18 protein-coding genes and 1 tRNA gene are annotated in these 22,975 nt (G+C 69.9%); 10 read left to right on the forward strand and 9 right to left on the reverse strand.

All coding sequences use genetic code 11. The features are described from left to right. A partial coding sequence (locus tag ACFOYY_RS36830) for a dolichyl-phosphate-mannose--protein mannosyltransferase (protein ID WP_386195888.1) occupies positions 1-878 on the forward strand: 878 nt, incomplete at its 5' end. On the opposite strand, the gene ACFOYY_RS36835 is transcribed toward ACFOYY_RS36830, so the two are convergent. Continuing rightward, complete coding sequence (locus tag ACFOYY_RS36835; protein WP_386195890.1) at positions 826-2,352, reverse strand: hypothetical protein; 1,527 nt, start codon at positions 2,350-2,352, stop codon at positions 826-828. The genes ACFOYY_RS36830 and ACFOYY_RS36835 overlap by 53 nt on opposite strands. Before the next feature lie 101 nt (positions 2,353-2,453). Between ACFOYY_RS36835 and ACFOYY_RS36840 the strand changes: the two genes are divergently transcribed. The 3 genes from ACFOYY_RS36840 (at position 2,454) to ACFOYY_RS36850 (ending at position 6,444) form a co-directional block, all read left to right on the forward strand. Continuing rightward, positions 2,454-3,701, forward strand: a complete 1,248-nt coding sequence (locus tag ACFOYY_RS36840; protein ID WP_386195892.1) for a glycosyltransferase — start codon at positions 2,454-2,456, stop codon at positions 3,699-3,701. A gap of 79 nt (positions 3,702-3,780) precedes the next feature. After that, positions 3,781-5,556, forward strand: coding sequence for a methionine--tRNA ligase (gene metG / locus ACFOYY_RS36845; protein ID WP_352013932.1), 1,776 nt, complete (start codon positions 3,781-3,783; stop codon positions 5,554-5,556). 27 nt (positions 5,557-5,583) lie between these two features. Then, positions 5,584-6,444: a TatD family hydrolase gene (locus ACFOYY_RS36850; protein WP_386195895.1), complete on the forward strand. Its 861-nt coding sequence runs from the start codon at positions 5,584-5,586 to the stop codon at positions 6,442-6,444. A 166-nt stretch (positions 6,445-6,610) separates the two neighbouring features. Here the strand turns inward: ACFOYY_RS36850 and ACFOYY_RS36855 are convergent, their stop codons facing one another. Together ACFOYY_RS36855 and ACFOYY_RS36860 are read right to left on the reverse strand one after the other, a co-directional pair. Continuing rightward, on the reverse strand, positions 6,611-7,954 hold the full coding sequence (locus ACFOYY_RS36855) for a hypothetical protein (protein ID WP_386195897.1): 1,344 nt from the start codon (positions 7,952-7,954) through the stop codon (positions 6,611-6,613). Continuing rightward, positions 7,951-9,432, reverse strand: a complete 1,482-nt coding sequence (locus ACFOYY_RS36860; protein ID WP_386196170.1) for a serine/threonine-protein kinase — start codon at positions 9,430-9,432, stop codon at positions 7,951-7,953. The genes ACFOYY_RS36855 and ACFOYY_RS36860 overlap by 4 nt, the downstream gene beginning before the upstream one ends. A gap of 138 nt (positions 9,433-9,570) precedes the next feature. Between ACFOYY_RS36860 and rsmA the strand changes: the two genes are divergently transcribed. After that, entirely contained in the window at positions 9,571-10,416 is an 846-nt protein-coding gene (gene rsmA, locus ACFOYY_RS36865) for a 16S rRNA (adenine(1518)-N(6)/adenine(1519)-N(6))-dimethyltransferase RsmA (RefSeq protein WP_352013928.1), read from the forward strand. An 83-nt stretch (positions 10,417-10,499) separates the two neighbouring features. Then, positions 10,500-11,402 (forward strand): 4-(cytidine 5'-diphospho)-2-C-methyl-D-erythritol kinase, encoded by a 903-nt coding sequence (locus ACFOYY_RS36870; protein ID WP_386195900.1) that lies wholly within the window; start codon positions 10,500-10,502, stop codon positions 11,400-11,402. Positions 11,403-11,417: 15 nt separating this feature from the next. Here ACFOYY_RS36870 and ACFOYY_RS36875 read toward each other — a convergent pair whose 3' ends face one another. Beyond that, the gene (locus ACFOYY_RS36875) at positions 11,418-11,861 is read right to left on the reverse strand and encodes a DUF732 domain-containing protein (protein WP_386195902.1); all 444 of its coding nucleotides are present in this window, start codon (positions 11,859-11,861) and stop codon (positions 11,418-11,420) included. Between the two features lie 738 nt (positions 11,862-12,599). Between ACFOYY_RS36875 and ACFOYY_RS36880 the strand changes: the two genes are divergently transcribed. After that, the gene (locus ACFOYY_RS36880; protein WP_352013925.1) at positions 12,600-14,393 is read left to right on the forward strand and encodes an ABC-F family ATP-binding cassette domain-containing protein; all 1,794 of its coding nucleotides are present in this window, start codon (positions 12,600-12,602) and stop codon (positions 14,391-14,393) included. 38 nt (positions 14,394-14,431) lie between these two features. Here ACFOYY_RS36880 and ACFOYY_RS36885 read toward each other — a convergent pair whose 3' ends face one another. Next, positions 14,432-14,974 (reverse strand): MarR family winged helix-turn-helix transcriptional regulator, encoded by a 543-nt coding sequence (locus ACFOYY_RS36885; protein ID WP_386195904.1) that lies wholly within the window; start codon positions 14,972-14,974, stop codon positions 14,432-14,434. 56 nt (positions 14,975-15,030) lie between these two features. On the opposite strand from ACFOYY_RS36885, the gene ACFOYY_RS36890 reads away from it, so the two are divergent. Both ACFOYY_RS36890 and ACFOYY_RS36895 read left to right on the forward strand, forming a co-directional pair. Next, a complete protein-coding gene (locus ACFOYY_RS36890; RefSeq protein WP_386195906.1) occupies positions 15,031-15,807 on the forward strand; it encodes a trans-aconitate 2-methyltransferase in 777 nt (258 codons plus the stop codon). A 155-nt stretch (positions 15,808-15,962) separates the two neighbouring features. After that, a complete protein-coding gene (locus ACFOYY_RS36895; protein ID WP_352013922.1) occupies positions 15,963-17,450 on the forward strand; it encodes a CYTH and CHAD domain-containing protein in 1,488 nt (495 codons plus the stop codon). On the opposite strand, the gene ACFOYY_RS36900 is transcribed toward ACFOYY_RS36895, so the two are convergent. The 4 genes from ACFOYY_RS36900 to ACFOYY_RS36915 form a co-directional block, all read right to left on the reverse strand. After that, positions 17,443-18,321 (reverse strand): NUDIX hydrolase, encoded by an 879-nt coding sequence (locus ACFOYY_RS36900; RefSeq protein WP_352013921.1) that lies wholly within the window; start codon positions 18,319-18,321, stop codon positions 17,443-17,445. The two genes, ACFOYY_RS36895 and ACFOYY_RS36900, sit on opposite strands and share 8 nt — an antisense overlap. Next, positions 18,314-20,377, reverse strand: a complete 2,064-nt coding sequence (locus ACFOYY_RS36905) for an RNA degradosome polyphosphate kinase (protein ID WP_352013920.1) — start codon at positions 20,375-20,377, stop codon at positions 18,314-18,316. The genes ACFOYY_RS36900 and ACFOYY_RS36905 overlap by 8 nt, the downstream gene beginning before the upstream one ends. A 62-nt stretch (positions 20,378-20,439) precedes the next feature. After that, positions 20,440-21,444: a TetR/AcrR family transcriptional regulator gene (locus ACFOYY_RS36910; RefSeq protein ID WP_362913996.1), complete on the reverse strand. Its 1,005-nt coding sequence runs from the start codon at positions 21,442-21,444 to the stop codon at positions 20,440-20,442. 144 nt (positions 21,445-21,588) lie between these two features. After that, positions 21,589-22,530, reverse strand: coding sequence for an acyl-CoA desaturase (locus ACFOYY_RS36915; RefSeq protein ID WP_386195908.1), 942 nt, complete (start codon positions 22,528-22,530; stop codon positions 21,589-21,591). 319 nt (positions 22,531-22,849) lie between these two features. On the opposite strand from ACFOYY_RS36915, the gene ACFOYY_RS36920 reads away from it, so the two are divergent. Next, positions 22,850-22,921, forward strand: a tRNA-Gln gene (locus ACFOYY_RS36920). Positions 22,922-22,975 lie beyond the last annotated feature (54 nt).

Below are 22,975 nucleotides of genomic sequence, written 5' to 3' on the forward strand. Positions count from 1 at the left end.
CCGGAGTGCTCCTGGGCGCCGCCTGCGCGGTGAAGTGGTCGGGCATCTTCTACCTGGTCGCGTTCGTCGTCATGTCGCTGATCTGGGACGCCGGGGCCCGCAGGGCGGTCGGCCTGGGCAGGCCGTACAGCGGGGCGCTGGGCAAGGACCTGCCGACGCTGCTCGGGGCGATGGGCCTGCTGCCCGCGCTGACCTATCTCGTCTCCTGGACCGGGTGGTTCGTCTCGCCGCTCGGCTGGGGCCGCAACTGGGCGCAGGCCACCTCACAGGGACCGGTCTTCTTCGTCTTCGACTCGCTGCGCTCCTGGCTGAGCTACCACTTCCAGGTGCTGGGTTACCACACCGGCCTTTCGGCCTCCCACCCCTACCAGTCGGAGCCGTGGAGCTGGCCGTTGATGCTTCGCCCCGTGGCGTTCTTCTACGAGGGCTCGGACAACGTCTGCGGGGTCAAGACCTGTGCCTCGGCCATCCTCGGCGTCGGCACCCCGGTCATCTGGTACGGCGGGCTCGCCGCCCTGGTCGCCATGATCGTCTGGTACGTGTCGTCCCGGGACTGGCGGGCCGGGGCCGCCCTGCTCGGCTACGCCGCGGGCTGGCTGCCCTGGTTCTACTGGGCGCTGGCCGACCACCGCACCATGTTCAACTTCTACACGATCCCCATGGTGCCGTTCATGATCCTGGCCATCACCCTGGTCGCCGGGCTGATCATCGGCCCCGCGGACGCCACACCGAACCGCAGGGCCGTGGGAGCGGGCGTGGTCGGCCTCTTCGCCCTCCTCGCGATCATCAACTTCTGGTGGCTCTATCCGGTGCTGACCGCCGACGTCATTCCGCACGAGGAGTGGTGGCGCCGGATGCTCTTGCGGAGTTGGGTCTGAACCCGTGCCGCAGCGCGATCGCCGCCGCCAGGCACGCCAGCGGTACGGCGGGCAGCACGTAGCGGTAGTCGAACTCGGCAGTCGCGGCGGGCGCCAGGATGAGCCCGAAGGCGCCCAGCCACGGCAGCAGGACCGGACCGCCCAGGGTGCGCCAGCGCGCCACGACCCCGGCGAGGCCGATCAGCAGCAGCACGCCGACCACGATGCCGGGCAGCCTGACCGTCTGCTGGTAGCCCTGCATGAACCTCGCCCACGGGTCGTGGACCTCGGTGCCGATCACACTGGGCTTGCCGCGGATCTGGGCGGTCGGCAGGCTCGGGTCGTAGGTCTGGGCGTCACGGTCGCTGGTGCCCCTGTACGACGGCCAGGTGGGCAGCACCTTGCCCTCCGGCAGGAACTCGTACTGCCGGTAGGTGTTGGCGTCGGGGAACTGCGGCCGGTCCCAGCGGAAGGCGCGGAAGAAGTCTCCGGCCATGACGCCGAGATAGTCGAGCGGCTGGGCCAGGATCGCCCGCCTGGCGAACGCCCCCGCGGCCCGGTTGATGTCGGGGGTGAAGGTGGTGTTGGGCCCGAAGGCGTGGAACCGCTGCCCGGGCTGCGCCCACCACAGGTACTTCTGCCCGGAGAAGTGACGCTCGCTCGGCGGGGCGCTGATGCACAGCAGCGCCAGTTCGAGCTCCTTGCGCGGATCGACCCTCATCGTCCTGCAGTCGGCGAACAGCGCGGTCCGCATGTACAGGATCGCGCCGTCGCTGCTGGTCATCGCGAAGTTGCCGTACGTCGCGGCGAACCAGGCCATGTAACCGGCCACCGGAACGCCACAGGCCGTGACCATGGCCACGATCGGCTTCCAGCCGGTCCGCTTGACGAGCATGTAGACCGCGACCAGGGCCAGGATCGGCAGGCCGATCGACCTGGTCAGCGCGGTCAGCGCGAGCAGCAGGCCGACCACGGCCCCGACCTGCCAGGACATCTTCCTGTGCCAGAGCACCAACGTCACGACGCCCACGACCAGCAGCATGAACATGGCGTCCGACATGATCAGGTGTTCGAGCTGGATCTGGTAGGCGTCGAACAACACCGGCAGCGTGGCCAGCGTCGCCCCCCACCCCGGCAGCCCGAACCTCCTGCGCAGCAGGACGTAGATCAGCAGCGCCACACCCAGGCCCATCAGGTGCTGGGTGAGGACCACCAGGGAGAAGCTGTGGAAGGGCCGCAGCAGGAGCAGCCAGAAGGAATAACCGTTCGGTCGCAGGGCACTGGGTCTGCCAGGATTGACCGCCCCCGAGACGTACTCGAAGGAGTCGTTGAACCACAGCGCCGGACCGTATCCCAGCATCGTGACCACACGCAGCGCGAACGCCAGCGCCACGGCCACGGCGAACAGCCGGTGGCGGCCGAGGAGGGCCAGCGCGCGCGAGAGCACACCCGCCGCGGGTGAGTCGAGGCGCGGCGCCTCGGTGACGGTCACCATGCATTACAGGATGCCAGCCGTTTGGTGGAGTTGACCCGCACAGTAGACGTTAGAGGGCATCATGATGAGGTTGGGCTGTGCCGTAACTGAGAGGTTGAGACGTGGAACTGACCGTGGTCATGCCTTGCTTGAACGAGGCGGAGACCGTGGAGACCTGCGTACGCAAGGCACTGGCCTGCATGCGGGAGCACGGGATAGACGGAGAGGTGCTGATCGCCGACAACGGCAGCACGGACGGCTCCCAGCAGCTCGCCCGTGACGCGGGCGCCCGCGTCGTGCACGTCGACGCCAAGGGGTACGGCAACGCCCTCATGGGGGGCATCAGGGCCGCCCGCGGCAAGTACGTCATCATGGGCGACGCCGACGACTCCTACGACTTCACCGCGCTGCTGCCGTTCGTCGAGCAGCTGCGCGACGGGGCCGACCTGGTGATGGGCAACCGCTTCAAGGGCGGAATCGCCCCCGGCGCCATGCCCCCGCTGCACCGCTACCTCGGCAACCCGGTGCTGTCCTTCATCGGCAGGCTGTTCTTCCCCAGCGCCATCGGTGACTTCCACTGCGGCCTGCGCGGCTTCCGGCGCGACTCGATCCTCAGGCTCGGCCTGCAGACCGGCGGCATGGAGTTCGCCAGCGAGATGGTCGTGCGCTCGACCCTGTCCGGTCTCGACGTGCGCGAGGTGCCGACCACCCTGTCGCCCGACGGCCGTTCCCGCCCGCCGCACCTGCGCTCCTGGCGCGACGGCTGGCGCCACCTGCGCTTCCTGATGCTGTACAGCCCGCGCTGGCTGTTCTTCATCCCCGGCCTGATCCTGATGACCCTGGGCCTGGTCGCGGGCGCCGCCCTGAGCTTCGGGCCGATCTACATCGGCAAGCTCGGCTTCGACGTCGACACCCTGGTCGGCGCATCGGCCGCCGTGGTGATCGGCTTCCAGGCGGTCCTGTTCGCCCTGTTCACCAAGGTCTACGCGGCCGAGGAGGGCTTCCTGCCCGAAGACAGGCGCGTGCGCAAGCTCGTCGACATCGTGACCCTGGAGAAGGGCCTGATCGCCGGAGGCCTGCTGGCCCTGGCCGGACTCTTCGGCCTGGGCGCCTCGCTGGTCCACTGGCAGACGCGCAGCTTCGGCCCGCTGATCCCGTCGGAGTCACTGCGCCTGGTCGTCCCCTCGGCGACCGCGCTGATCATGAGCTTCCAGACCATCTTCGCCGCCCTGTTCATCAGCATCCTGGGCATCCGCCGCTCCAAGGAGACGCCGATCGACGTGGCCGCCTCCGCGGCCGAGGAGGCCGCCCAAGCCGTCAGCCTGGACGGCGAGGAGCAGACGGTCCCCCGAGAGAGCACCAAGGCCTGAGCCCCTCCCGGGAGAGCGGCACGGCCCGATCCCCGGGAGCGCACCAAGGCCTGAGTCGGCGTCCCTTAGGCTTGGCTACATGTCCCAGCACATCCTGACCGCGGTCGCTTGGCCGTACGCCAACGGCCCCCGCCACATCGGGCACGTCTCCGGATTCGGCGTGCCGTCCGACATCTTCAGCCGCTACCAGCGGATGGTGGGCAACAAGGTCCTCATGGTGAGCGGGACCGACGAGCACGGCACCCCGATCCAGGTCCAGGCGGACAAGGAGGGGCTGAGCGCCCGTCAGCTCGCCGACCGCTACAACCGGGTCATCGCCGAAGACCTCCAGGCGCTCGGCCTGTCCTACGACCTGTTCACCCGGACCACGACGGACAACCACTACGCCGTGGTCCAGGAGGTCTTCAAGGGGCTGCACGCCAACGGCTACGTCTTCCCCAAGACGACGATGGGCGCCATCTCCCCGTCGACCGGGCGCACCCTGCCCGACCGCTACATCGAGGGCACCTGCCCCATCTGCGGCTACGACGGCGCGCGTGGCGACCAGTGCGACAACTGCGGCAACCAGCTCGACCCGATCCAGCTGGTCAACCCGGTCAGCAGGATCAACGGCGAGAAGCCGGTCTTCGTCGAGACCGAGCACTTCATGCTCGACCTGCCCGCCTTCGCCGAGGTGCTCGCCACCTGGCTGCAGTCCAAGCAGGGCGACTGGCGGCCAAACGTGCTGAAGTTCGCCCTCAACCTGCTGGGCGACCTGCAGCCCCGGGCGATCACCCGTGACCTCGACTGGGGCGTGCCGATCCCGCTCGACGGCTGGAGCGACCAGGCGAACAAGCGGCTCTACGTCTGGTTCGACGCCGTCATCGGCTACCTCAGCGCCTCCATCGAGTGGGCCCGCCGCTCCGGCGACCCCGAGGCCTGGCGGCAGTGGTGGCAGAACCCCGACGCCCGTGGTTACTACTTCATGGGCAAGGACAACATCGTCTTCCACGCCGAGATCTGGCCGGCGCTGCTGCTCGGCTACAACGGCCAGGGCGCCAGGAACGGCACGCCGGGGGCGCTCGGCGCGCTGGACCTGCCCTCGGAGGTCGTCTCCAGCGAGTTCCTGACCATGGAGGGGCGCAAGTTCTCCTCCTCCCGTCAGGTCGTCATCTACGTCCGTGACTTCCTGGCCCGCTACGACGCCGACGCGCTGCGCTACTACATCGCGGTCGCCGGTCCGGAGAACCAGGACACCGACTTCACCTGGTCGGAGTTCCTCAACCGCAACAACGGCGAACTGGTCGCGGCCTGGGGCAACCTGGTCAACCGGTCGATCTCGATGGCCGCCAAGAACTTCGGCGCCATCCCTGAGGCGGGCGACCTCACCGACGCCGACCGCGCCATGCTCGAACGCAGCCGGGCCGCCTTCCCCAGGGTCGGTGCCGAGCTCGGGCGCTCCCGCTTCAAGAACGCCACGAACGAGGCGTTCGACGTCATCCGTGAGGCCAACAAGTACCTCGCGGACCAGGAGCCGTGGAAGATCAAGGACGACCCCGAGCGGGTCAAGTCGATCCTGCACGTGGCCCTGCAGGTCGTCGACGACGCCAAGACGCTGCTGACCCCGATCCTGCCCTCCTCCTCCAACAAGATCCACGAGATGCTCGGCGGGACCGGCGTCTGGTCGGGGATGCCGGAGATCAGGGAGGTCGAGGAGAACGGCAGGCCGTACCCCATCATCACCGGCGACTACGACGGCCAGGCGCGCTGGGAGCACACCCCGATCCGGCCCGGGGTCCCGCTCGCGCCGCCGACCAGGCTCTTCACCAAGCTCGACCCGAAGATCGTCGATGAGGAGCTCGCCCGGTTGGGGTGACGTGACAGGCTCGATAGGTTGGGGCGGGTGAGCACGACGAAGCTTCCCGCCCCTCCCGAGCCCCTGGCCGCGGAGGTGTTCGACAGCCACTGCCACCTCGACATCATGGTGGGCAACCGTCAGGCGTCCTCGGGTGACCCCGTCGCCCAGGCGGCGCAGGCGGCCCAGGCGAGCGTCGAGAGCATCCTCGACCAGGCCCGTTCCGTCGGGGTGACCCGGCTGGTCACGATCGGCTACGACCTGCCCTCCTCCCGGTGGAACGCGGAGGTGGCCGAACTGCACCCCGACGTCTACGCGGGGGTCGCGATCCACCCGAACGAGGCGCACGCCTCGACGCCCGAGGTGCTCGCCGAGATCGAGGCGCTGGCCCGGCTGCCGCACGTCAGGGCGGTAGGGGAGACGGGCCTCGACTACTACCGCGACTGGGCGTCGAAGGACGACCAGCACGCCAGCTTCAGGGCGCACATCGAGATCGCCAAACGGACCGGCAAGGCCCTGGTGATCCACGACCGGGAGGCCCACGACGACGTGCTGGACGTCCTGGCCGACCAGGGGGCGCCGGACGTCGTGGTCTTCCACAGCTTCTCCGGTGACGCCGAGATGGCCGCCAGGTGCGTCCAGGCGGGCTATCACATGTCCTTCTCCGGCCCGGTCACCTACAAGAACGCGGGCTATCTCCGGGAGGCCGCCGCGCTCGCGCCCGTGGAGCTGATGCTGGTGGAGACCGACGCGCCCTACCTTCCGCCGACGCCGCACCGGGGCAAGCCGAACACCCCCTATCTCATCCCCCTCACGCTGCGCTGCCTCGCCGAGGTCAAGGGGATCGACCCGGGCGAGCTGGCCACGGCCATCAGCGCCAACGGGGAGGCCGTCTTCGGCACCTGGTGAACACCGCCAGAGCACCGCCAGAGCACCGTCAGAGCACCGCCAGAGCACCGCCAGAACACAACCAGGCCACACGACGCCCCGCCACAACGGCTTTCTGCCCACAGCGCCGCTCGGCCCACGATGTCCGGGCCACGGCGGCTTCACCTCGTCTTCAGCCCACAGAGGCTCAGCCCACAGAGGCGCCGAACTCCGCAGGCTCCCCGTCGTCCTGGGCGGGGGGCAGCGGGGTTCCCACGGTGTCGTTGCGGCCGAGGACCGTCACCGCCCCAGAGCCGTCGCGGTCCGGAGCGCCGACCACGAGGCGGTTGCCGCCGAACCCGACCGCCCAGCCGAACCGGTCTCCCGCCTTCCCCCGCTCGACCACCCGGGCTGCGGACGGATCTCGCACCGGGACCACCACGACCCGGCCGCGTCCGCCGGGACCGCCGAACGGGGCGCCGACCGCCAGCCGGGCGCCGCCCTCCCCGGTGAGGGCGAGCGAGAAGCCGTACCCGTCGCCCGTGGCGCCTCGGGAACCCTGGTCGAGGGTGGCCAGCGAGGTGATCTCCTCTGTCGCCGAGGAGTGGAAGAGCCGCACCAGCCCCGAGTCGCGTACCCCACCGCCGTCGCCGAGCGGCGCCCCGACCGCGAGGTAGCCCGCCTCCCCCTCCTCCGCGTAGGCCATGGAGTAACCGAACCGGTCGCCGGCGTGGGTCTCCACGATCCGGCGCAGGTCCCACTTCCTGCTGGCGTAGGCGTCCCTCGCGCCGGACACGTCGTAGATCACGGCGATCGAGCCCGCGTCCGCGGCGCCCCCGCTCTCCTGGCGTCCCGTTCCGTCGTCGTTGTCGTACGGCGCGCCGACCGCGAGGTCGGCCGCGTCCCGTCGGCCGCCCATCCTGCCGACGGCCACCGACCAGCCGAACATGTCGCCGGGCTCACCGCTGCCCGGCACCCCCGGCGTGTCCTGGGAGATCCGCCGCCCCTCACCGAACCCGGCCCCCACGTCGAACAGATGGACCGCGCCGGAGTCCTCGACCCCGTCGGCGTCCTCGTGCGGGGCGCCGACGGCGAGCGTGCCCCGCCCCACGGCCAGCGACCAGCCGAAGTGGGCGCCCGCCTCGGGAGAGGAGGGGAGCAGGCGCACCGGAGGGCGGGAGGCCGTGCCGTACACGATGTAGACGGCACCCGCGTCCGGCCGCCCCGCCACGTCCGTGTACGGCGCGCCGACCACCAGGTCCGCGCAGCGGTCGCCGTCGAGGTCGGCCAGCCGTACCGACCAGCCGAACCCGTCGCCCGCCGCGGGCGCGGGGGCGCGCACGGCCCTTGCCTCGTCGCCCCTGCCGGACAGGACGTGTACGGCTCCCGCCCCGGTCACCCCTCCCGGGGAGGCGAACGGGTCGCCGACGGCGGTGTCCCCGCCACAGCCCGCGGGCGACGGGGATGACGACGGCGACGACGGCGACGACGGCACAGCCACGAGGGTGAACAGCAGCGCGAACGGCACGGCGGCCTGCGGTAGGAACCTCACAGCCGCACCTCGATCCGCCGTCCGCCGCCGGTCACCTGGCCGCTCAGCCGGGCCGGTCGCCGTTCGGGAGGCAGGTCGTAGACCAGGACCCGGTCCAGCCTGCCCCCGGGGGCCAGCGTGTCCGTCAGGCCCGCCACGGGCGCCTCGGGGGTGTGGGGCGTCCCCGCGTCGTCGAGCAGGGTGAACGGGTCACGACTGAGGGGGACGCGTTCGCCACCCGGGTTGAGCAGGGTGAGCGTGACCACGCACAACCTGCCGCGCGCCGTCGTGCCCTCGTAGGAGGTCAGGCCGCAGCGTGGAGCCCGTGGCACGATCAGCTGCGGATCTCCGACCGGAGAGCCGATCGGGATCCGCCTGCCCACGTCGGTCGGACCGCCGCCCGAGGAGGTTCCGCCTCCTGTGCTGTCAGGGCTCCCGAGGACGTGGGCCAGCACCGCGACGGTGACCGCGAGCGCGGCGGCCACCACGAGTCCCACCATGATTGATTTCCTCCGCCGGGACCGGGCCGCGGGGGGCGCCCCGGGGGCGCCAAGGCCACCGAGGACCTGGGTGGTGTCCGGTTCCACGTTGGCCGGAGGCCGCCACGTGTCACCGAGCACGTCGACGACCGGAGCCGGCCGGCCCGCAGTCAGGGGGCCCGCAGGGGCCGGGGAGCCGCCGACCAGCGCGATCAGCAGGTCCTGCGCGGTCGGGCGCGCTCCGGGGTCCATCGCGGTCGCCCTGCGGACCAGGTCGTCGAGCGGGGCGGGAAGCGAGCCCAGGTCGGGTGGGGTGTTCAGCAGCCGCGTCGCCATGGTGATCATGTCGCCCCGGCCGTACGGGTGGCGGCCGTTGCCCGCGTAGGCGATCAGGCACCCCCAGGCGAAGACGTCGGCGGCCGGGGTGATCTCAAGCCCCTTCACCTGCTCCGGCGCCCACCACCCCGGGCTGCCGAGCACCTCGCCGGAACGGGTGAAGCCACGGGTGGAGTCCAGTGCCCTGGCGACGCCGAAGTCGATCACCCGCGGCCCGGACAGGGACAGGATCACGTTGGCGGGCTTGAGGTCGCGGTGGACCAGCCCGGCGACGTGGATCGCCGCCAGGGCGGCGGCCACCCCGAGGGCCACACCGTGCAGCTGGGCGGGGTCGAGCGCGCCGTACACGCTGATCTGGCGTGACAGGGGAGTGCCCGGGATGTACTCGGTGACCATGTACGGCCTGCCGTCGTCGGCGTTGCCGTCGCCGAGCACCTGGGCGGTGCAGAACGAGGCGACCCGCCGGGCGTTGCGCACCTCCGCGTGGAACCGTTCGGCGAAGCCGTCCTCGACGGCGACCTCGGGCTTGATCACCTTCACCGCGACCAGGCGCCCCTGCGGGTTCCGTGCCAGGTAGACGGTGCCCATGCCGCCCTCACCGAGGCGCCCGAGAAGCCGGTGCTCCCCGATCCATCCGGGGTCGCCGGGACGTAACCCCTCGACGCCGGGCCGGTTGGCATCCATCACGGGGGCAATCCTTCCATCGCCGACGAACCCCCGTACGGATCACGTTATCCGGAAGACCGGGCGTCCTCACCGGGGGATTCCATGCGCGACACTTGTCGGATGACGTGGGGAGCATGCGGTGAGTGAGGGGCGGCGATGAGCCTTCTCGGCCCGGTCGAGATACGTGAGCTGGCGGAGCGGCTCGGCGTCCGCCCGACCAAGAAGCTCGGCCAGAACTTCGTGATCGACGCCGGTACGGTGCGCAGGATCGTCCGGGTGGCCGATCTGCGCCCCGACGACGTGGTCATCGAGGTCGGGCCCGGCCTCGGGTCGCTCACCCTCGCGTTGCTCCCCGAGGTACGCGGCGTCGTGGCGGTCGAGATCGACCCGGTCCTGGCCGAACAGCTCCCGCTGACCGTCGCCGGGCACGCCCCCGAGCTCGCCGACCGCCTGACCGTGGTGCTCGCGGACGCCATGCGGGTGCTGCCCGAGGAACTGCCCGAGGACAGGCCGACCGCCCTGGTCGCCAACCTCCCCTACAACGTGTCGGTCCCGGTGGTGCTGCACCTGCTGGAGACGCTGCCGTCCCTGCGTGCCGTCCTGGTCATGGTCCAGTCCGAGGTGGCCGACCGGCTGGCCGCGGCGCCGGGTTCGAAGGTCTACGGCATCCCCTCGCTCAAGGCGGCCTGGTACGCCGACGTCCGCAGAGCCGGTCCCGTCGGCAGGACGGTCTTCTGGCCGGTGCCCAACGTGGACTCCGGGCTCGTCGCGATGACCCGCAGGCGGCCCCCGGAGACCACCGCCTCGCGCGAGGAGGTCTTCGCGGTGGTGGACGCCGCCTTCGCCCAGCGCCGCAAGACCTTGCGCGCCGCCCTCGCCTCCTGGGCCGGTACGGCCGCCGCCGCGGAGCAGGCGCTGCGCGCCGCCGGGGTCGATCCCACACTCCGTGGCGAGCAGTTGTCCATCGAGGACTTCGCACGAATCGCTGAAAAGCGCACATGAGCTGATTTGCTGGGGAGCTTTGCGAGGACGTGTGCGGGGACCCCGTTACGATCGGGGACCGTGACGAGCGATGAGAGGGACGCATGAACTCGGTGACCGTCCGGGTGCCCGCCAAGGTCAACCTGCGGCTCGCGGTCGGGCCGCTCCGCGACGACGGCTTCCACGACCTGGTGAACGTCTTCCACGCCGTGTCGATCTTCGACGAGGTGACGGCCGTCGCGGAGACCGGGATGCGGGTCCGCGTCGAGGGTGAGTCGGCGAGCGAGGTGCCACAGGACGCCGACAACCTGGCCATCCGGGCCGCCCTCGCGCTCGCCGGGCACGCCGGCAGGTCCTACGGCGTCAGTCTCGTCATCCGCAAGGCGATCCCGGTCGCGGGCGGCATGGCCGGCGGCAGCGCCGACGCGGCCGCGGCCCTGGTCGCCTGCAACGAACTGTGGGGCCTCGGCCTGCCGGTCGAGGACCTGATGGAGATCGCCGCCGACCTCGGCAGCGACGTGCCCTTCGCCCTGCTTGGCGGTACGGCCGTCGGCACCGGCAGGGGGGAGCGGCTGACCTCCCTTGAGGCGGATGGCACGTTCCACTGGGTTTTCGCCCTGGCCGACGGCGGCCTGTCCACGGCGAGGGTCTACGCCGAGTGCGACCGCCTGCGCGCCGAGAGCGGTGACCCGGTCGGCCCGCCCCGGGCGTCACAGCCCCTGCTGGCCGCGCTGCGCGCCGGAGACGCCAAGGCCCTGGGCGCCGAACTGGCCAACGACCTGCAGCCCGCCGCCGTGTCCCTGCGCCCCAGCCTGGCCAGGACCCTGGACGCGGGCCGCGAACACGGAGCCCTGGGCGCCCTGGTCTCCGGCTCGGGCCCCACCTGCGCCTTCCTGGCCGAGTCCGCCGACCACGCCGTCACCCTGGCCGTCTGCCTGCGGGCCGCCGGAGTGGCCAGGGACGTCCTGACCGCCCAGGGCCCCACTCCGGGTCCCACGGTCGTCTGAGGCCCGGGGAGCGCGTTAACCGGGAATCGCATCCCGCTGGTGCGGGCACAGGTTGACGATGGCGAGCTTCGCTATGTACGCGGACGTCTCCGGGTCGAACCCGCTGGTCCCGAGGTGCGCGGCCGCGGCGAAACCCTTTCCCTCCTCCAGCGCCGCGCACATGTTCCGGCCGAGCCATCCCAGTTTGTAGGGGTCGGCGTCCCTCAGCGCCTTCCGCTGCCTCACCGCCGCCGTGAACGCCGCTTCGAGTGCCGACGCCGACGGGTCGGGTGCCGCCGTCGGCTCCATGCTCGGCGTGCTCGGCCCGGTGTCCTCCTCGACCGGGGGCGGTGTCCTCATGGGCGTCGGCGTCGAGGCCACCGGTTCCGCCACGGGTGTCCCGCCGCCGCCGTCGGGCGGGGCTACCAGGCCGCCCAACAGCCTGAGCACGCCTATCACCGCGACGGCCGCGATGACCACGAAGACCGCGATGTTCCTGCGACTCCGCGGCGGCGGCGATTCCGGCCGCCGACCGGGTGGCGGGCCCGTGGGGGAAGGCTGCTCAGGAGGACGCATCCGCGCACCATATGCCACATATTCACCGCTTGATCAGCAAACAGCCAATGCGAACACCCAAAAATGATCATCAGAGGAGTCCCAAACCCCACCCCGCCCCACTCCCTTGTTCCCAGCCCCTCCAGGCGGCCCCGATCCCCGGCAAGACAGCGCGACAGCTCGGCCAAGGTGCCGCCCTCCCCAGTCCGACTCACAACCATCGGCGCCGGCCATGAAGGGTTCGATCTCGGCCTTACCGATGCCGTGCGTGAGGAGTGTCCGGCTTGGGCGCGTCGGTGTCTGGACTGAGGAGCGAAGGAGCGACGAGGGAAGACCCCGACCCGAAGCGCCCAAGCCCGCGACGCCGCAAAGCGGCACACCTTGTGCTTTCCCGGCCCCAAGCGTGTGGAGTTTCGGTTCGGGCGCGCCGACGCTTGGACTGAGGAGTGAGGGAGCGAAGCGGACGAACGACGAGGGAAAGCGTTGGCTCAAGGCGCCCGAACCTGCGACGCCGCCAGGCGGAGCAAAGAGACAGGGCTTGGGTGCGTCGGTGCTTGGACTGAGGAGCGAAGGAGCGCAGCGACGGAGTGACGAGGGAAAGCGCCGACTCGGGGCGCCCAAGCCCCGNNNNCCCCGCCATCAACGCAGTAACCTTATGAAACGATGAATCTGGTCAATCTTGAGTCGGTTTCCCACTCCTACGGTCCCAAGCCTCTGCTGAGGGATGTCTCCCTGGGCATCGAGGCCGGTGACCGTGTCGGGGTGGTCGGCCGCAACGGTGGTGGTAAGACCACGCTCATCTCGGTGATCGCGGGTGCCCTCACGCCGAACGCGGGACGGGTCACCCACAACCGGGGTCTGCACGTGGGGGTTCTGTCCCAGGGCGACGACCTCGACCCGGCGCTGTCGGTGCAGGAGATCGTCGTCGGCGGCAGGCCCGAGCACGAGTGGGCCGGTGACGCGGGCATCCGCGAGATCATGGCCAGTCTGCTCGGCGACATCGACCTCACCGCGCTGGCCGGGACCCTGTCGGGTGGTGAGCGGCGCCGTACGGCGTTGGCGAGGCTGCTGGTCGGCGAGCACGATCTGATCATTCTGGACGAGCCGACCAACCACCTGGACATCGAGGCCATCGACTGGCTGGCCAGGCACCTGTCCGCGCGCCGTACGGCGTTGCTGGTGGTCACCCACGACCGGTGGTTCCTGGACGCGGTCTCCACCAGGACGTGGGAGGTGGTCGACGGCACGGTCGAGCGTTACGAGGGCGGGTACGCCGCCTACGTGCTGGCCAAGGCGGAACGGGCCCGGGTGGCCGCCGCCTCGGAGGCCCGGCGGCAGAACCTGATGCGCAAGGAGATCGCCTGGCTGCGCCGGGGCCCGCCCGCGCGTACCTCGAAGCCGAAGTTCCGCATCGAGGCGGCCCAGGCGCTGATCGCGGACGAGCCGCCGCCCAGGGAGAGCGTCGAGCTGGTGAAGTTCGCCGCCGCCAGGCTGGGCCGTACGGTCTATGACCTTGAGGACGTCACGCTGCACGCGGGCGGTCCCGGGGCGGGGCCGTTGGTTCTGGAGCACGCGACCTGGCAGTTCGGCCCCGGTGACCGGGTCGGCCTGATCGGGGTCAACGGTTCGGGCAAGTCCTCGCTGCTGCGGCTGCTGGCCGACACGGTGCGACCTGATTCCGGCAAGGTCGTGCGGGGCAAGACCGTCCGGCTGGCTCATCTGTCGCAGGAGCTGGCCGAGCTGGACCCCACACGGCGGGTGCTGGAGACCGTCGAGGAGATCCGCAAGTTCATCCAGGTCGGCAAGAAGGAGTGGACCGCCTCCCAGCTGCTGGAACGCCTCGGTTTCCGGGGTGAGGCGCAGTGGAAGGTGGTCGGTGACCTGTCGGGTGGCGAGCGGCGCCGCCTGCAGTTGCTGCGGCTGCTGATGGACGACCCCAACGTGCTGCTGCTGGACGAGCCGACCAACGACCTCGACATCGAGACACTGAACGAGCTTGAGGACCTGCTCGACGGCTGGCCGGGCACGTTGATCGTGGTCAGCCACGACCGCTACTTCCTGGAGCGGGTCTCGGACAGGACGGTCGCGCTGCTGGGCGACGGCAGGCTGTCGATGCTGCCCGGCGGTGTCGACGAGTATCTCGAACGGCGTGCCTCCGGCGGGGCGCTGTCGGCCAGGGCCGCGGCTTCGACGGACGTCCGTGCCACGCCGCAGCCGACGGAGACCACCGGCCTGTCGGCGAAGGAGGAGCGGGAGCTGCGCAAGGAGCTCTCGCGTCTTGAGCGTCAGCTCGACAAGCTGGGCACCCGCGAGGAGAAGCTGCACGCCTCCATGGCGGACGCCGCCGCCGACTACGGCAGGCTGGCCTCCCTCGACGCCGAGCTCAAGGAGGTCCTCGCGGAGAAGGAGGCCGTGGAGACCGAGTGGCTGGAGCTGGCCGACCGCCTGGGCGAGTGAAAGTCAGAGGTTTGTCCCCTGACGTGAGGGCAGTGGGGTCAGTGCGCTCCGATGTCGGTCGCGTCAAAAGGGACGAGTAGCGTGCGCAGCAGGCCCGCGAGGGCCTGCTGTTCATGCTTTCCGAGGCCTGCCAGTAAGTCGCGTTCGCGGCGGAGCAGGTCGGCGAAGGCGTTGTCGACCCGGACCCGTCCGGCGTCGGTCAGGGAGACCAGCACCCCTCGCCTGTCCTCGGGGTCGGGGCGGCGCCGTACCAGACCGGCGGCGGCGAGCCTGTCGATCCGGTTCGTCATGGTTCCCGAGGTGACCAGGGTGGCCCTGAGCAGCGCGCCGGGGCTCAGCTCGTACGGCTCGCCCGCCCGGCGCAGCGCGGTGAGGACGTCGAACTCCCAGTTCTCCAGGCCGTGTTCGGCGAAGGCCGCCCGGCGGGCGCGGTCCAGGTGACGGGCCAGCCGGGAGACCCGGCTCAGCACCTGGAGAGGCTCGACGTCGAGGTCGGGGCGTTCCTGGCGCCAGGCGGTGACCAGCCGGTCCACCTCGTCGCGGGGCCGGTCGAGGTCGCGGCCGGAGCGGTGCACGGTCATGTGGTGAGTCTATCTGTCTTGACATCGAGATAAATAACCCGTTATGAGTTGTCTTGATGTCAAGAGATATATGGAACCCACGGGTCTACGGCCGGTACGCCGACGAGCGGTCGCGGCCCTTCTTCGACCTGGTCGCGAGGATAGCGGCGCGGAGCCCGCGCCGGGTGGTGGACGCGGGATGTGGCACCGGTGAGTTGACCGCCACGCTGGCCGAACGCTGGCCCGAGGCCGAGGTGCACGGGTTCGACTCCTCGCCCGCGATGCTCGCCGGGGCCCCGGCGGCGGGTGGGCTGAGTTTCTCCGTCGGGGACGTCACCCGGTGGCGTCCCCGCGAACCGGTCGACGTGATCGTGTCGAACGCCGTCCTGCAGTGGGTTCCCGGCCACCGTGACCTGCTGCCGCGCTGGGTGGAGGCGCTCGCGCCGGGGGGCTGGCTCGCCTTCCAGGTCCCCGGCAACTTCGGCGCGCCCAGCCACGCGCTGGTGCACGAGCTGTGCCGTACGACCTGGCGTGATCGGCTCGCCGACCTGGTCAGGCCGACTCCGGTCGGTGAGCCCGCCGAGTATCACGACCTGCTGGCCGGGGTGGGCTGCCGGGTCGACGCCTGGGAGACCACCTACCTGCACGTTCTCACCGGCGAGGAGACCGTGCTCGGATGGATCACCGGCAGTTTCCTGCGTCCCATGCTCGACCGGCTGTCTCCCGAGGAGGCGGACGACTTCCTGCACGACTGCTCCGACGTGCTCGCGCGGGCCTACCCCTGCGGTCCCCACGGCACCCTGTTCCCCTTCCGGCGGATTTTCGTGGTGGCCCAAAAGATGACCGAAAAATGAACAAATCCTTAACGAAAGGCGTTGTCCGGACAGGGTGGGGTCTGTACCCGATGGGTAATTGCAGGTCGATCGTCCGGAGTTGTGGACGAATGGTGGGACGTCAATAAATACTGCAGGGACTGAGAGAGATATCTGGGCACATCAGGGGACGGCCTGTGGCTATAGAAATAGAAGACAAGTTCGACGTGCCGGTGGACTACGAGCTGCCCGAACTGACCGGTCTGCCGGGCTGCTCGGGGGTCGTCGGTCCCAAGACCCACCAGCTCGTCGCGCTCTACTTCGACACCCCTGACCTGCGGCTCGCGGCCCGGGGCATCACCCTGCGGCGGCGCCGGGGCGGCACCGACCCGGGCTGGCACCTGAAGCTCCCCAAGGCGAAGGGCGTCCGGCAGGAGATCGTCCACCCGCTGACCCGCAGCGCCAAGATCGTGCCCAGGGAGCTGGCCGACCTCGTGCTCGCCTACACCAGGGGCGCGCCCCTGACCCCCGTCGCCGAGCTCGACACCCGCCGTTCGGTGACCCACCTGGTGAACGGGGCCGGGGTTCGGCTCGTCGAGATCGCCGACGACCGGGTCAAGGGCACCGTGCTGGGTGAGCAGCCGCACCTCGAACGCTGGCGTGAGGTCGAGGCCGAACTGATCGAGGGCGACGTCAAACTGCTCGCCAAGGTCGGCAAGCGGCTGACGAAGGCGGGAGCCTCGCCCGCCGACTCGTCGAGCAAGCTGGCCCGCCTGCTCAACTCCGCCGCCCCCGTCCCCACGGTACGGCTCGCCGAGACCAAGTCCGGTTCGGCGGGCGAGGTCGTCATGGGCTATCTCGGCGCCCAGGTGGCCGCTCTCCTGGCCCAGGACCCCCGGGTACGGCGCGCCGAGGAGGACGCCGTCCACCAGATGCGCGTCGCCTCCCGGAGGCTGCGCAGCGCGCTGAAGTCCTTCAAATCGGTCGTCGAGGGGACCGAGACCCTCCAGGAGGAGCTGAAGTGGCTGGCCGGGGTCCTCGGCGAGGCCCGTGACCTGGAGGTCATCAGGGAGCGTTTCGCCCGCAGCCTCGCGACCCTCGACCAGGAGCTGGTCGTGGGCCCGGTCGGGACCCGCCTCAGCTCCGACCTGCTCGACGCCGAGCACGAGGCCTACGACCGGATCAGGGAGGTGCTCGGCGGGGAGCGTTACTTCGCGCTGCTCGACGCGCTGGACGACCTGGTCGCCACGCCCACGCTCACCAAGGCCGCCAAGCGGCCCGCCGACTCCCTCGAAGCCGTCGCGGCCAAGGGCTGGAACCGGGTCACCAAGGCGTACGCGGCGGCCCAGGCCGTCGAGGGCCCGGAGCGCGAGGAGGCCATGCACGAGGTGCGCAAGACGGCCAAGCGGGCCCGCTACACCGCCGAGGTGCTCGGCCTGGGCAAGCTGGCCAAGCACGCAGAGGCCGTACAGGAGGTGCTCGGCACCCACCAAGACGGCGTCGTCGCCCAGGAACGGCTCGCGGCCGAGGCCGCCAACGCCAGGCTCGCGGGGGAGGACACCTTCACCTACGGCGTGCTGACCGGCCTTGAGCGAGCCGGAGCGGCACGGGCGTGGGAGGAGTTCCCGGCGGTCTGGGCCGAGACCTCCAAGGCCGTGGAGGAGCTTCTGTCGGCTTTCAGGTGATGTAGCGGTCCACGCCGACGACCCTGCCGCCGGCGTGGTGCAGCACCATGAAGGCGCCCTTGCGTAACTGCACGTCCCCGGGCCGGTCGGTGATCCCGGCGATCAGCTCGGGAAGCACCTTGCCGTGGCTGCACAGCACCGTCGAACGCTCCGAGTCCAGCACCTTCGACACCAGCCGCAGCGCGGCCCTCGGGTCGTGGTAGGTCTCGGACAGCAGCCGCTCCTGACGGATCTCAAGCCCGGCGCTCTCGGCGTACGGCTCAAGCGTCTGCACGCACCGGCTGCTCGTCGAGCTGATCAGTTCGACGGGACGGTAGGCCGCCAGGGCGTCGGTGAGGACCTCGGCCTGCAGCCTTCCCACCTCGTCCAGGGGACGTTCGTCGTCGTCACCCTCCCAATCCTGGCGCGAACCGGCCATGCCATGCCGTACCAAGACGAGGGGGGTGGTCGCGAGCGGGACCGCGGTGAGGGCGCGCAGCAGGCCCGCGTCCCACTCGTAGGTCAGCCGCCGCCTGGCCTCCTTCAGCGAGAGCCAGACGACCTCGTCGACCTCCTCGACGTCGGTGTACGGCTCGCTGGTGGCGGCCCTGGCCACCCAGTAGTCGACGCGCTTGAGCCGCTTGCCCTTCAGGTAGTGGATCGGCGGCAACGCCCGGCCGAGCAGCGCGGTGATCCCGGTCTCCTCGGCCACCTCGCGCAGGGCTCCGGCGATGACGTGCTCACCCGGCTTCAACTTGCCCTTGGGGAAGGTCCAGTCGTCGTACTTGGGACGGTGGACGAGTGCGACCTCGGGGGCCGTCTCCTGCCCTCGCCACACCACCGCCCCCGCGGCGCGGATCATGTCGGTCGGGTGGACGTCCAGTTCAGTCATCTATCGTCCTCCACCGCCGGGTGCTGATCAGATGGTTCTGCAGGTCGTCACCGGGGTGCTGGGCCCAGCTGCCGTCCGCGTTGAGCCACCAGGTCGAGGTCTCCTCCGACATGGCCCGGTCGAGCAGCGAGCTGAGGTACATCCGCTGCTGCTGGCTGGTGACCTTGACCAGCGCCTCGACGCGGCGCTCCAGGTTGCGTCGCATGAGGTCGGCGCTGCCGATCCAGATCTCCGGCCTGCGCCCGTGGCCGAACTCGTAGATCCTGGAGTGTTCGAGGAAGCGGCCGAGCACGCTCCTGACCCGGATGTTCTCGGAGAGCCCGGGAACGCCGGGACGCAACGTGCACACCCCGCGCACCCACAGGTCGACCGGGACACCCGCCTGAGAGGCGCGGTAGAGGGCGTCGATGACCAGCTCGTCGACCAGGGAGTTGGTCTTCATCCTGATGCTGGCCGGGCGGCCCGCCTCCTGGTGGGAGATCTCCCGCTCGATCCTGGCGACCAGACCGCCGCGCAGCGAGTGCGGGGCGACCAGCAGCCGCCGGTAGGCCGAGTGGTTGGAGTAGCCGGTCAGGTGGATGAACAGGTCGGTGACGTCCTCGCCGACCAGCGGGTCCGCGGTCAGCAGACCCAGGTCCTCGTACTGCCTGGCGGTCTTGGGGTTGTAGTTGCCCGTGCCGATGTGGCAGTAGCTGCGCAGCTCGCCGGAGGGCTCCTGCCGTACGACGAGGGCGAGCTTGCAGTGGGTCTTCAGGCCGACGACCCCGTAGACCACGTGGCATCCGGCCCGTTCCAGTTTGCGCGCCCAGGTGATGTTGGCGTGCTCGTCGAACCTCGCCTTGATCTCCACGACCACGACGACCTGCTTGCCCGCCTCGGCCGCGTCGATCAGCGCGTCCACGATCGGCGAGTCACCGCTGGTCCGGTAGAGCGTCTGCTTGATGGCCAACACGTTCGGGTCGGCGGCGGCCTGCTCGATGAAGCGCTGCACGCTGGTGGAGAAGGAGTCGTAGGGGTGGTGCAGCAGCACGTCCCGTTCGCGCAGGACGGCGAAGATGTCGTCCTCGACGTGGACCACCTCGGCGGGCACGAAGGGGCGGAAGCTCAGCTCGCCCCGCTCCAGGTCGGAGATCGCGTGCAGCCCGGTCAGGTCGAGCGGACCGGGCACCCGGTAGATCTCGTGCTGGGCCACCCCCAGCTCGTCGACCAGCAGGTCGAGAACCTCGGGGGTGATGGTGTCCTCGACCTCCAGGCGCACCGGAGGGCCGAAGCGGCGCTTGAGCAGCTCCCGCTCCAGGGCCTGCATGAGGTTCTCCGTGACGTCCTCGTCCACGTCCAGGTCCTCGTTGCGGGTCACCCTGAAGACGTGGTGCTCGACGACCTCCATGCCCTTGAAGAGCTGTCCCAGGTGGGCGGCGATGACGTCTTCGAGGGGGACGAAGCGGTCCTTGGAGGCCGCGACGAACCGGGGGAGCCTGCTGGGCACCTTCACCCTGGCGAACACGGTGTTGCCGGTCGCCGGGTTTCGGACGGTCACGGCAAGGTTGAGCGAGAGTCCGGAAATATAGGGAAAAGGATGGGCGGGGTCGACGGCCAGCGGGGTCAGAACCGGTCGGATCCGCTCCCGGAACAGCTTGCGCATCTCGGTGCGCTCGTCCCGGCCGAGGTCGTCCCAGCGCACGATCTCGATGCCCTCGGAGGCGAGCTGCGGGCGCAGTTGCTCGTGGAAACAGGCCGAGTGCCGCTGCGCGAGCTCGTCGGCGATCGCGGCGATCCTGGCCAGTTCCTCGCGGGGCTTGAGCCCGCTCTTGGTGCGAAGCAGCAGGCCGGTGGCCATCCGCCGCTTGAGGCCCGCGACCCGTACCCGGAAGAACTCGTCCAGGTTGCTGGCGAAGATCGCCAGGAACCGTACCCGCTCAAGCAGGGGCAGGGACGTGTCCTCGGCCAGTTCAAGAACCCGCTGGTTGAACTGCAACCAGCTCTCCTCGCGGTTGAGGAAGCGTTCCTGGGGGAGAGGAAGTCCTTCGGGGGTGGGGTGCGCGGGATCGGCGGACATATGACCAGAATGCCCGCTTTGATTGAACGGAACGTTAATTTGGGATCAACGGCTGCTGTTGGTTACTCGCTTGTTTCCAGGTTTTCCCCATCTCCGGAGGCTGTCGCCGACCCTCCCGCGGGTGTCCTCGCCCCTCTGGCACGGAGCTTCTCCTGCTCCCTCAGCTCCCGCTCGCGGAGTTTCTCCTGCTCCCTGAGCAGCCGTTCGCGCTCCTTCTGCTCGCGCTCACGGGCCTTCTCCTGCTCCTTCAGCTCCCGCTGCCTGATCTTCTCCAGGTCGCGGGCGAGCTTGTCGGCCTCGCGCCGCTCGCGCTCGCGGGCCTTCTCCTGCTCCTTCAGTTCGCGCTCGCGCGCCTTCTCCCGCTCGCGAAGCTCCTTCTCGGTCGGCGCCGGGGCCACGACGCCGTGAGCTTCGGGGCCGCGGGGTTCCAGGCCGCGGGGTTCCAGGCCGTGGGAGAAGGAGGTCAGGCGGGGGGTCGGGGACAGACCGGTGAGGCCGTTCCAGGCCAGGTTGACCAGGTGCGCGGCCACCTCCTCGCGGGCGGGCCTGCGGACGTCGAGCCACCACTGGCCGGTCAGCGCGACCATGCCGACCAGCATCTGGGCGTACATGGGCGCCAGCTTCGGGTCGTAGCCGCGCTCGGCGAACTGGTCGACCATCACGTCCTCGACCTGGCTGGCGATGTCGTTGATCAGGCTGGCGAACGTGCCCGTCCCCGAGGCCGCGTGTGAGTCGCGGACCAGGATGCGGAAGCCCTCGCTGTTCTCCTCGACGTAGGCCAGCAGCGCCAGCGCGGCCCGCTCCAGCTTGATCAGCGCGTGTGAGGCGGAGAGGGCCTCCGTCACCAGGCCGAGCAACTTCTGCATCTCCCGGTCGACCACGACCGCGTAGACTCCCTCCTTGCCGCCGAAGTGCTCGTAGACCACGGGCTTCGAGACGTTGGCGGTCGCCGCGATCTCTTCGACCGATGTGCCGTCGAACCCCTTCTCAGCGAACAGGGTCCGGCTGATCTGGATCAGCTGCTCCCGGCGTTCCTTGCCTGACATGCGTCGTCGGGGTTCGCTCACGTTTCCAATGATGGCGCTCCCAGGTTGCGAAACGGGAACCGTATTTCGCCGGACCGGGGGCCGTCGCCCCCTTCTTGAGGGGGGCGCGGGCGTGTTGTCCAAGGTGTTAGGGGGGACACCGGAGGTGCGGCGCGGTGTCATGATTCAGGCGGATATGCGCTTGGCCGCCAGTCGTTCCGGCGTCGGCCAGCGGACGTCGTGAACCCAGCCCGCCTTCTCGAACCAGCGGATGACCCCGGCGCTGAGGTCGATCTGTCCCTTGAGCGCGCCGTGCCTGGCGCACGTCGGGTCGGAGTGGTGCAGGTTGTGCCAGGACTCGCCGAACGACGGGATGGCCAGCCACCACACGTTGCGCGACTTGTCACGCGACTCGAAGACCTCCTCGCCGAAGACGTGGCAGATGGAGTTGATCGACCAGGTCACGTGGTGCAGCAGTCCGATCCTGACCAGCGTGCCCCAGAAGAAGGCGGTGAGCATGCCCCACCACGACCAGGTCAGCAGGCCGCCGAGCAGCGGGGGGAGCACCATCGAGGAGATCGCCATCACCGGGAAGAACTTGTGCAGCTTGACGATGTCGGGGTCCTTGAGCAGGTCGGGGGCGTACTTCTCCCGGTTGACCCGGTCGGTCTCGAACAGCCAGCCCGCGTGCGCCCAGAGCAGTCCCTTGGTCAGCGACAGGAAGCCGCTGCCGAACCGCCACGGCGAGTGCGGGTCGCCCTCCTTGTCGGAGAACTTGTGGTGCTTGCGGTGGGTGGCCACCCAGTCGAGCACCGACATCTCCAGCGAGAGGCTGCCCGCGATGCCCAGCGCGATCTTCATCGGGCGCTTGGCCTTGAAGGAACCGTGAGTGAAGTAGCGGTGCAGGCCAACGGTCACACCCAGCCCGGAAACCGCGTAGAACACGAAGAAGATCGCGACGTCGGTCCAGCCGAGCCCCCATCCCCACGCGAAGGGAACGGCGGCGAGCAAGGCGAGCAGAGGCGCGGCCACGACCACGCCGAACGTGACGAGTTCGATCGTGGTCTTCGGCTCTGGGTCCGCCTCCGGCTTCGGGCCGGGCGCGGGGCGTTCTTCGATGACGGTCATGCACTACCTCACGGAAGCTGGGAGGAGGTGGGCGTTTGTCGGGCTACGCAACCGTAACCTACGCCATCGTAAGTTAGGAATCCCTAAGTGCTTAATGTGGGGAAGGTGACTCTTGGGGGAACGTCGTCTAGGGGTTTAACGACTTGCGCGCCACCCGGCCGTCTGCTAGACGGCACTTGGCCTGCGCCTGTCCGGTGCCGTTCCGGCGACCGGCACGCCCTGTATCAGATGAGGTCTCCAAACGAGGCGCGTTTGATAGCAAGGGGTCGGTATCGTAGGGGAGTCGGGCGATCGGATGTGATCCGAGTCGCCAGGCTGATCCGGCATTGGGTAATTGGCAGCCCGCAAGGTTTTGGTCCTTGTTGTCCAGGTTCGAGTCCTGGTGCCGGAGCTGTCCGTTCTGCCTAGTTTGGCAACCCGGCTGGTCGGCTGGGTGGGTTGGTGG

The organism is Streptosporangium jomthongense (genome assembly GCF_042650425.1).
Lineage (GTDB): Bacteria > Actinomycetota > Actinomycetes > Streptosporangiales > Streptosporangiaceae > Streptosporangium.

Excerpts from the sequence above, each read along its gene's own strand:
- ACFOYY_RS36890 (WP_386195906.1), top strand. The coding sequence starts at position 15,031 with ATGTCAAGAGATATATGGAACCCACGGGTCTACGGCCGGTACGCCGAC.
- ACFOYY_RS36880 (WP_352013925.1), top strand. The coding sequence starts at position 12,600 with ATGAATCTGGTCAATCTTGAGTCGGTTTCCCACTCCTACGGTCCCAAG.
- ACFOYY_RS36915 (WP_386195908.1), bottom strand. The coding sequence starts at position 22,530 with ATGACCGTCATCGAAGAACGCCCCGCGCCCGGCCCGAAGCCGGAGGCG.
- ACFOYY_RS36870 (WP_386195900.1), top strand. The coding sequence starts at position 10,500 with ATGAACTCGGTGACCGTCCGGGTGCCCGCCAAGGTCAACCTGCGGCTC.
- metG (WP_352013932.1), top strand. The coding sequence starts at position 3,781 with ATGTCCCAGCACATCCTGACCGCGGTCGCTTGGCCGTACGCCAACGGC.
- ACFOYY_RS36900 (WP_352013921.1), bottom strand. The coding sequence starts at position 18,321 with ATGACTGAACTGGACGTCCACCCGACCGACATGATCCGCGCCGCGGGG.
- ACFOYY_RS36860 (WP_386196170.1), bottom strand. The coding sequence starts at position 9,432 with ATGGATGCCAACCGGCCCGGCGTCGAGGGGTTACGTCCCGGCGACCCC.
- rsmA (WP_352013928.1), top strand. The coding sequence starts at position 9,571 with ATGAGCCTTCTCGGCCCGGTCGAGATACGTGAGCTGGCGGAGCGGCTC.
- ACFOYY_RS36905 (WP_352013920.1), bottom strand. The coding sequence starts at position 20,377 with ATGTCCGCCGATCCCGCGCACCCCACCCCCGAAGGACTTCCTCTCCCC.
- ACFOYY_RS36885 (WP_386195904.1), bottom strand. The coding sequence starts at position 14,974 with ATGACCGTGCACCGCTCCGGCCGCGACCTCGACCGGCCCCGCGACGAG.
- ACFOYY_RS36835 (WP_386195890.1), bottom strand. The coding sequence starts at position 2,352 with ATGGTGACCGTCACCGAGGCGCCGCGCCTCGACTCACCCGCGGCGGGT.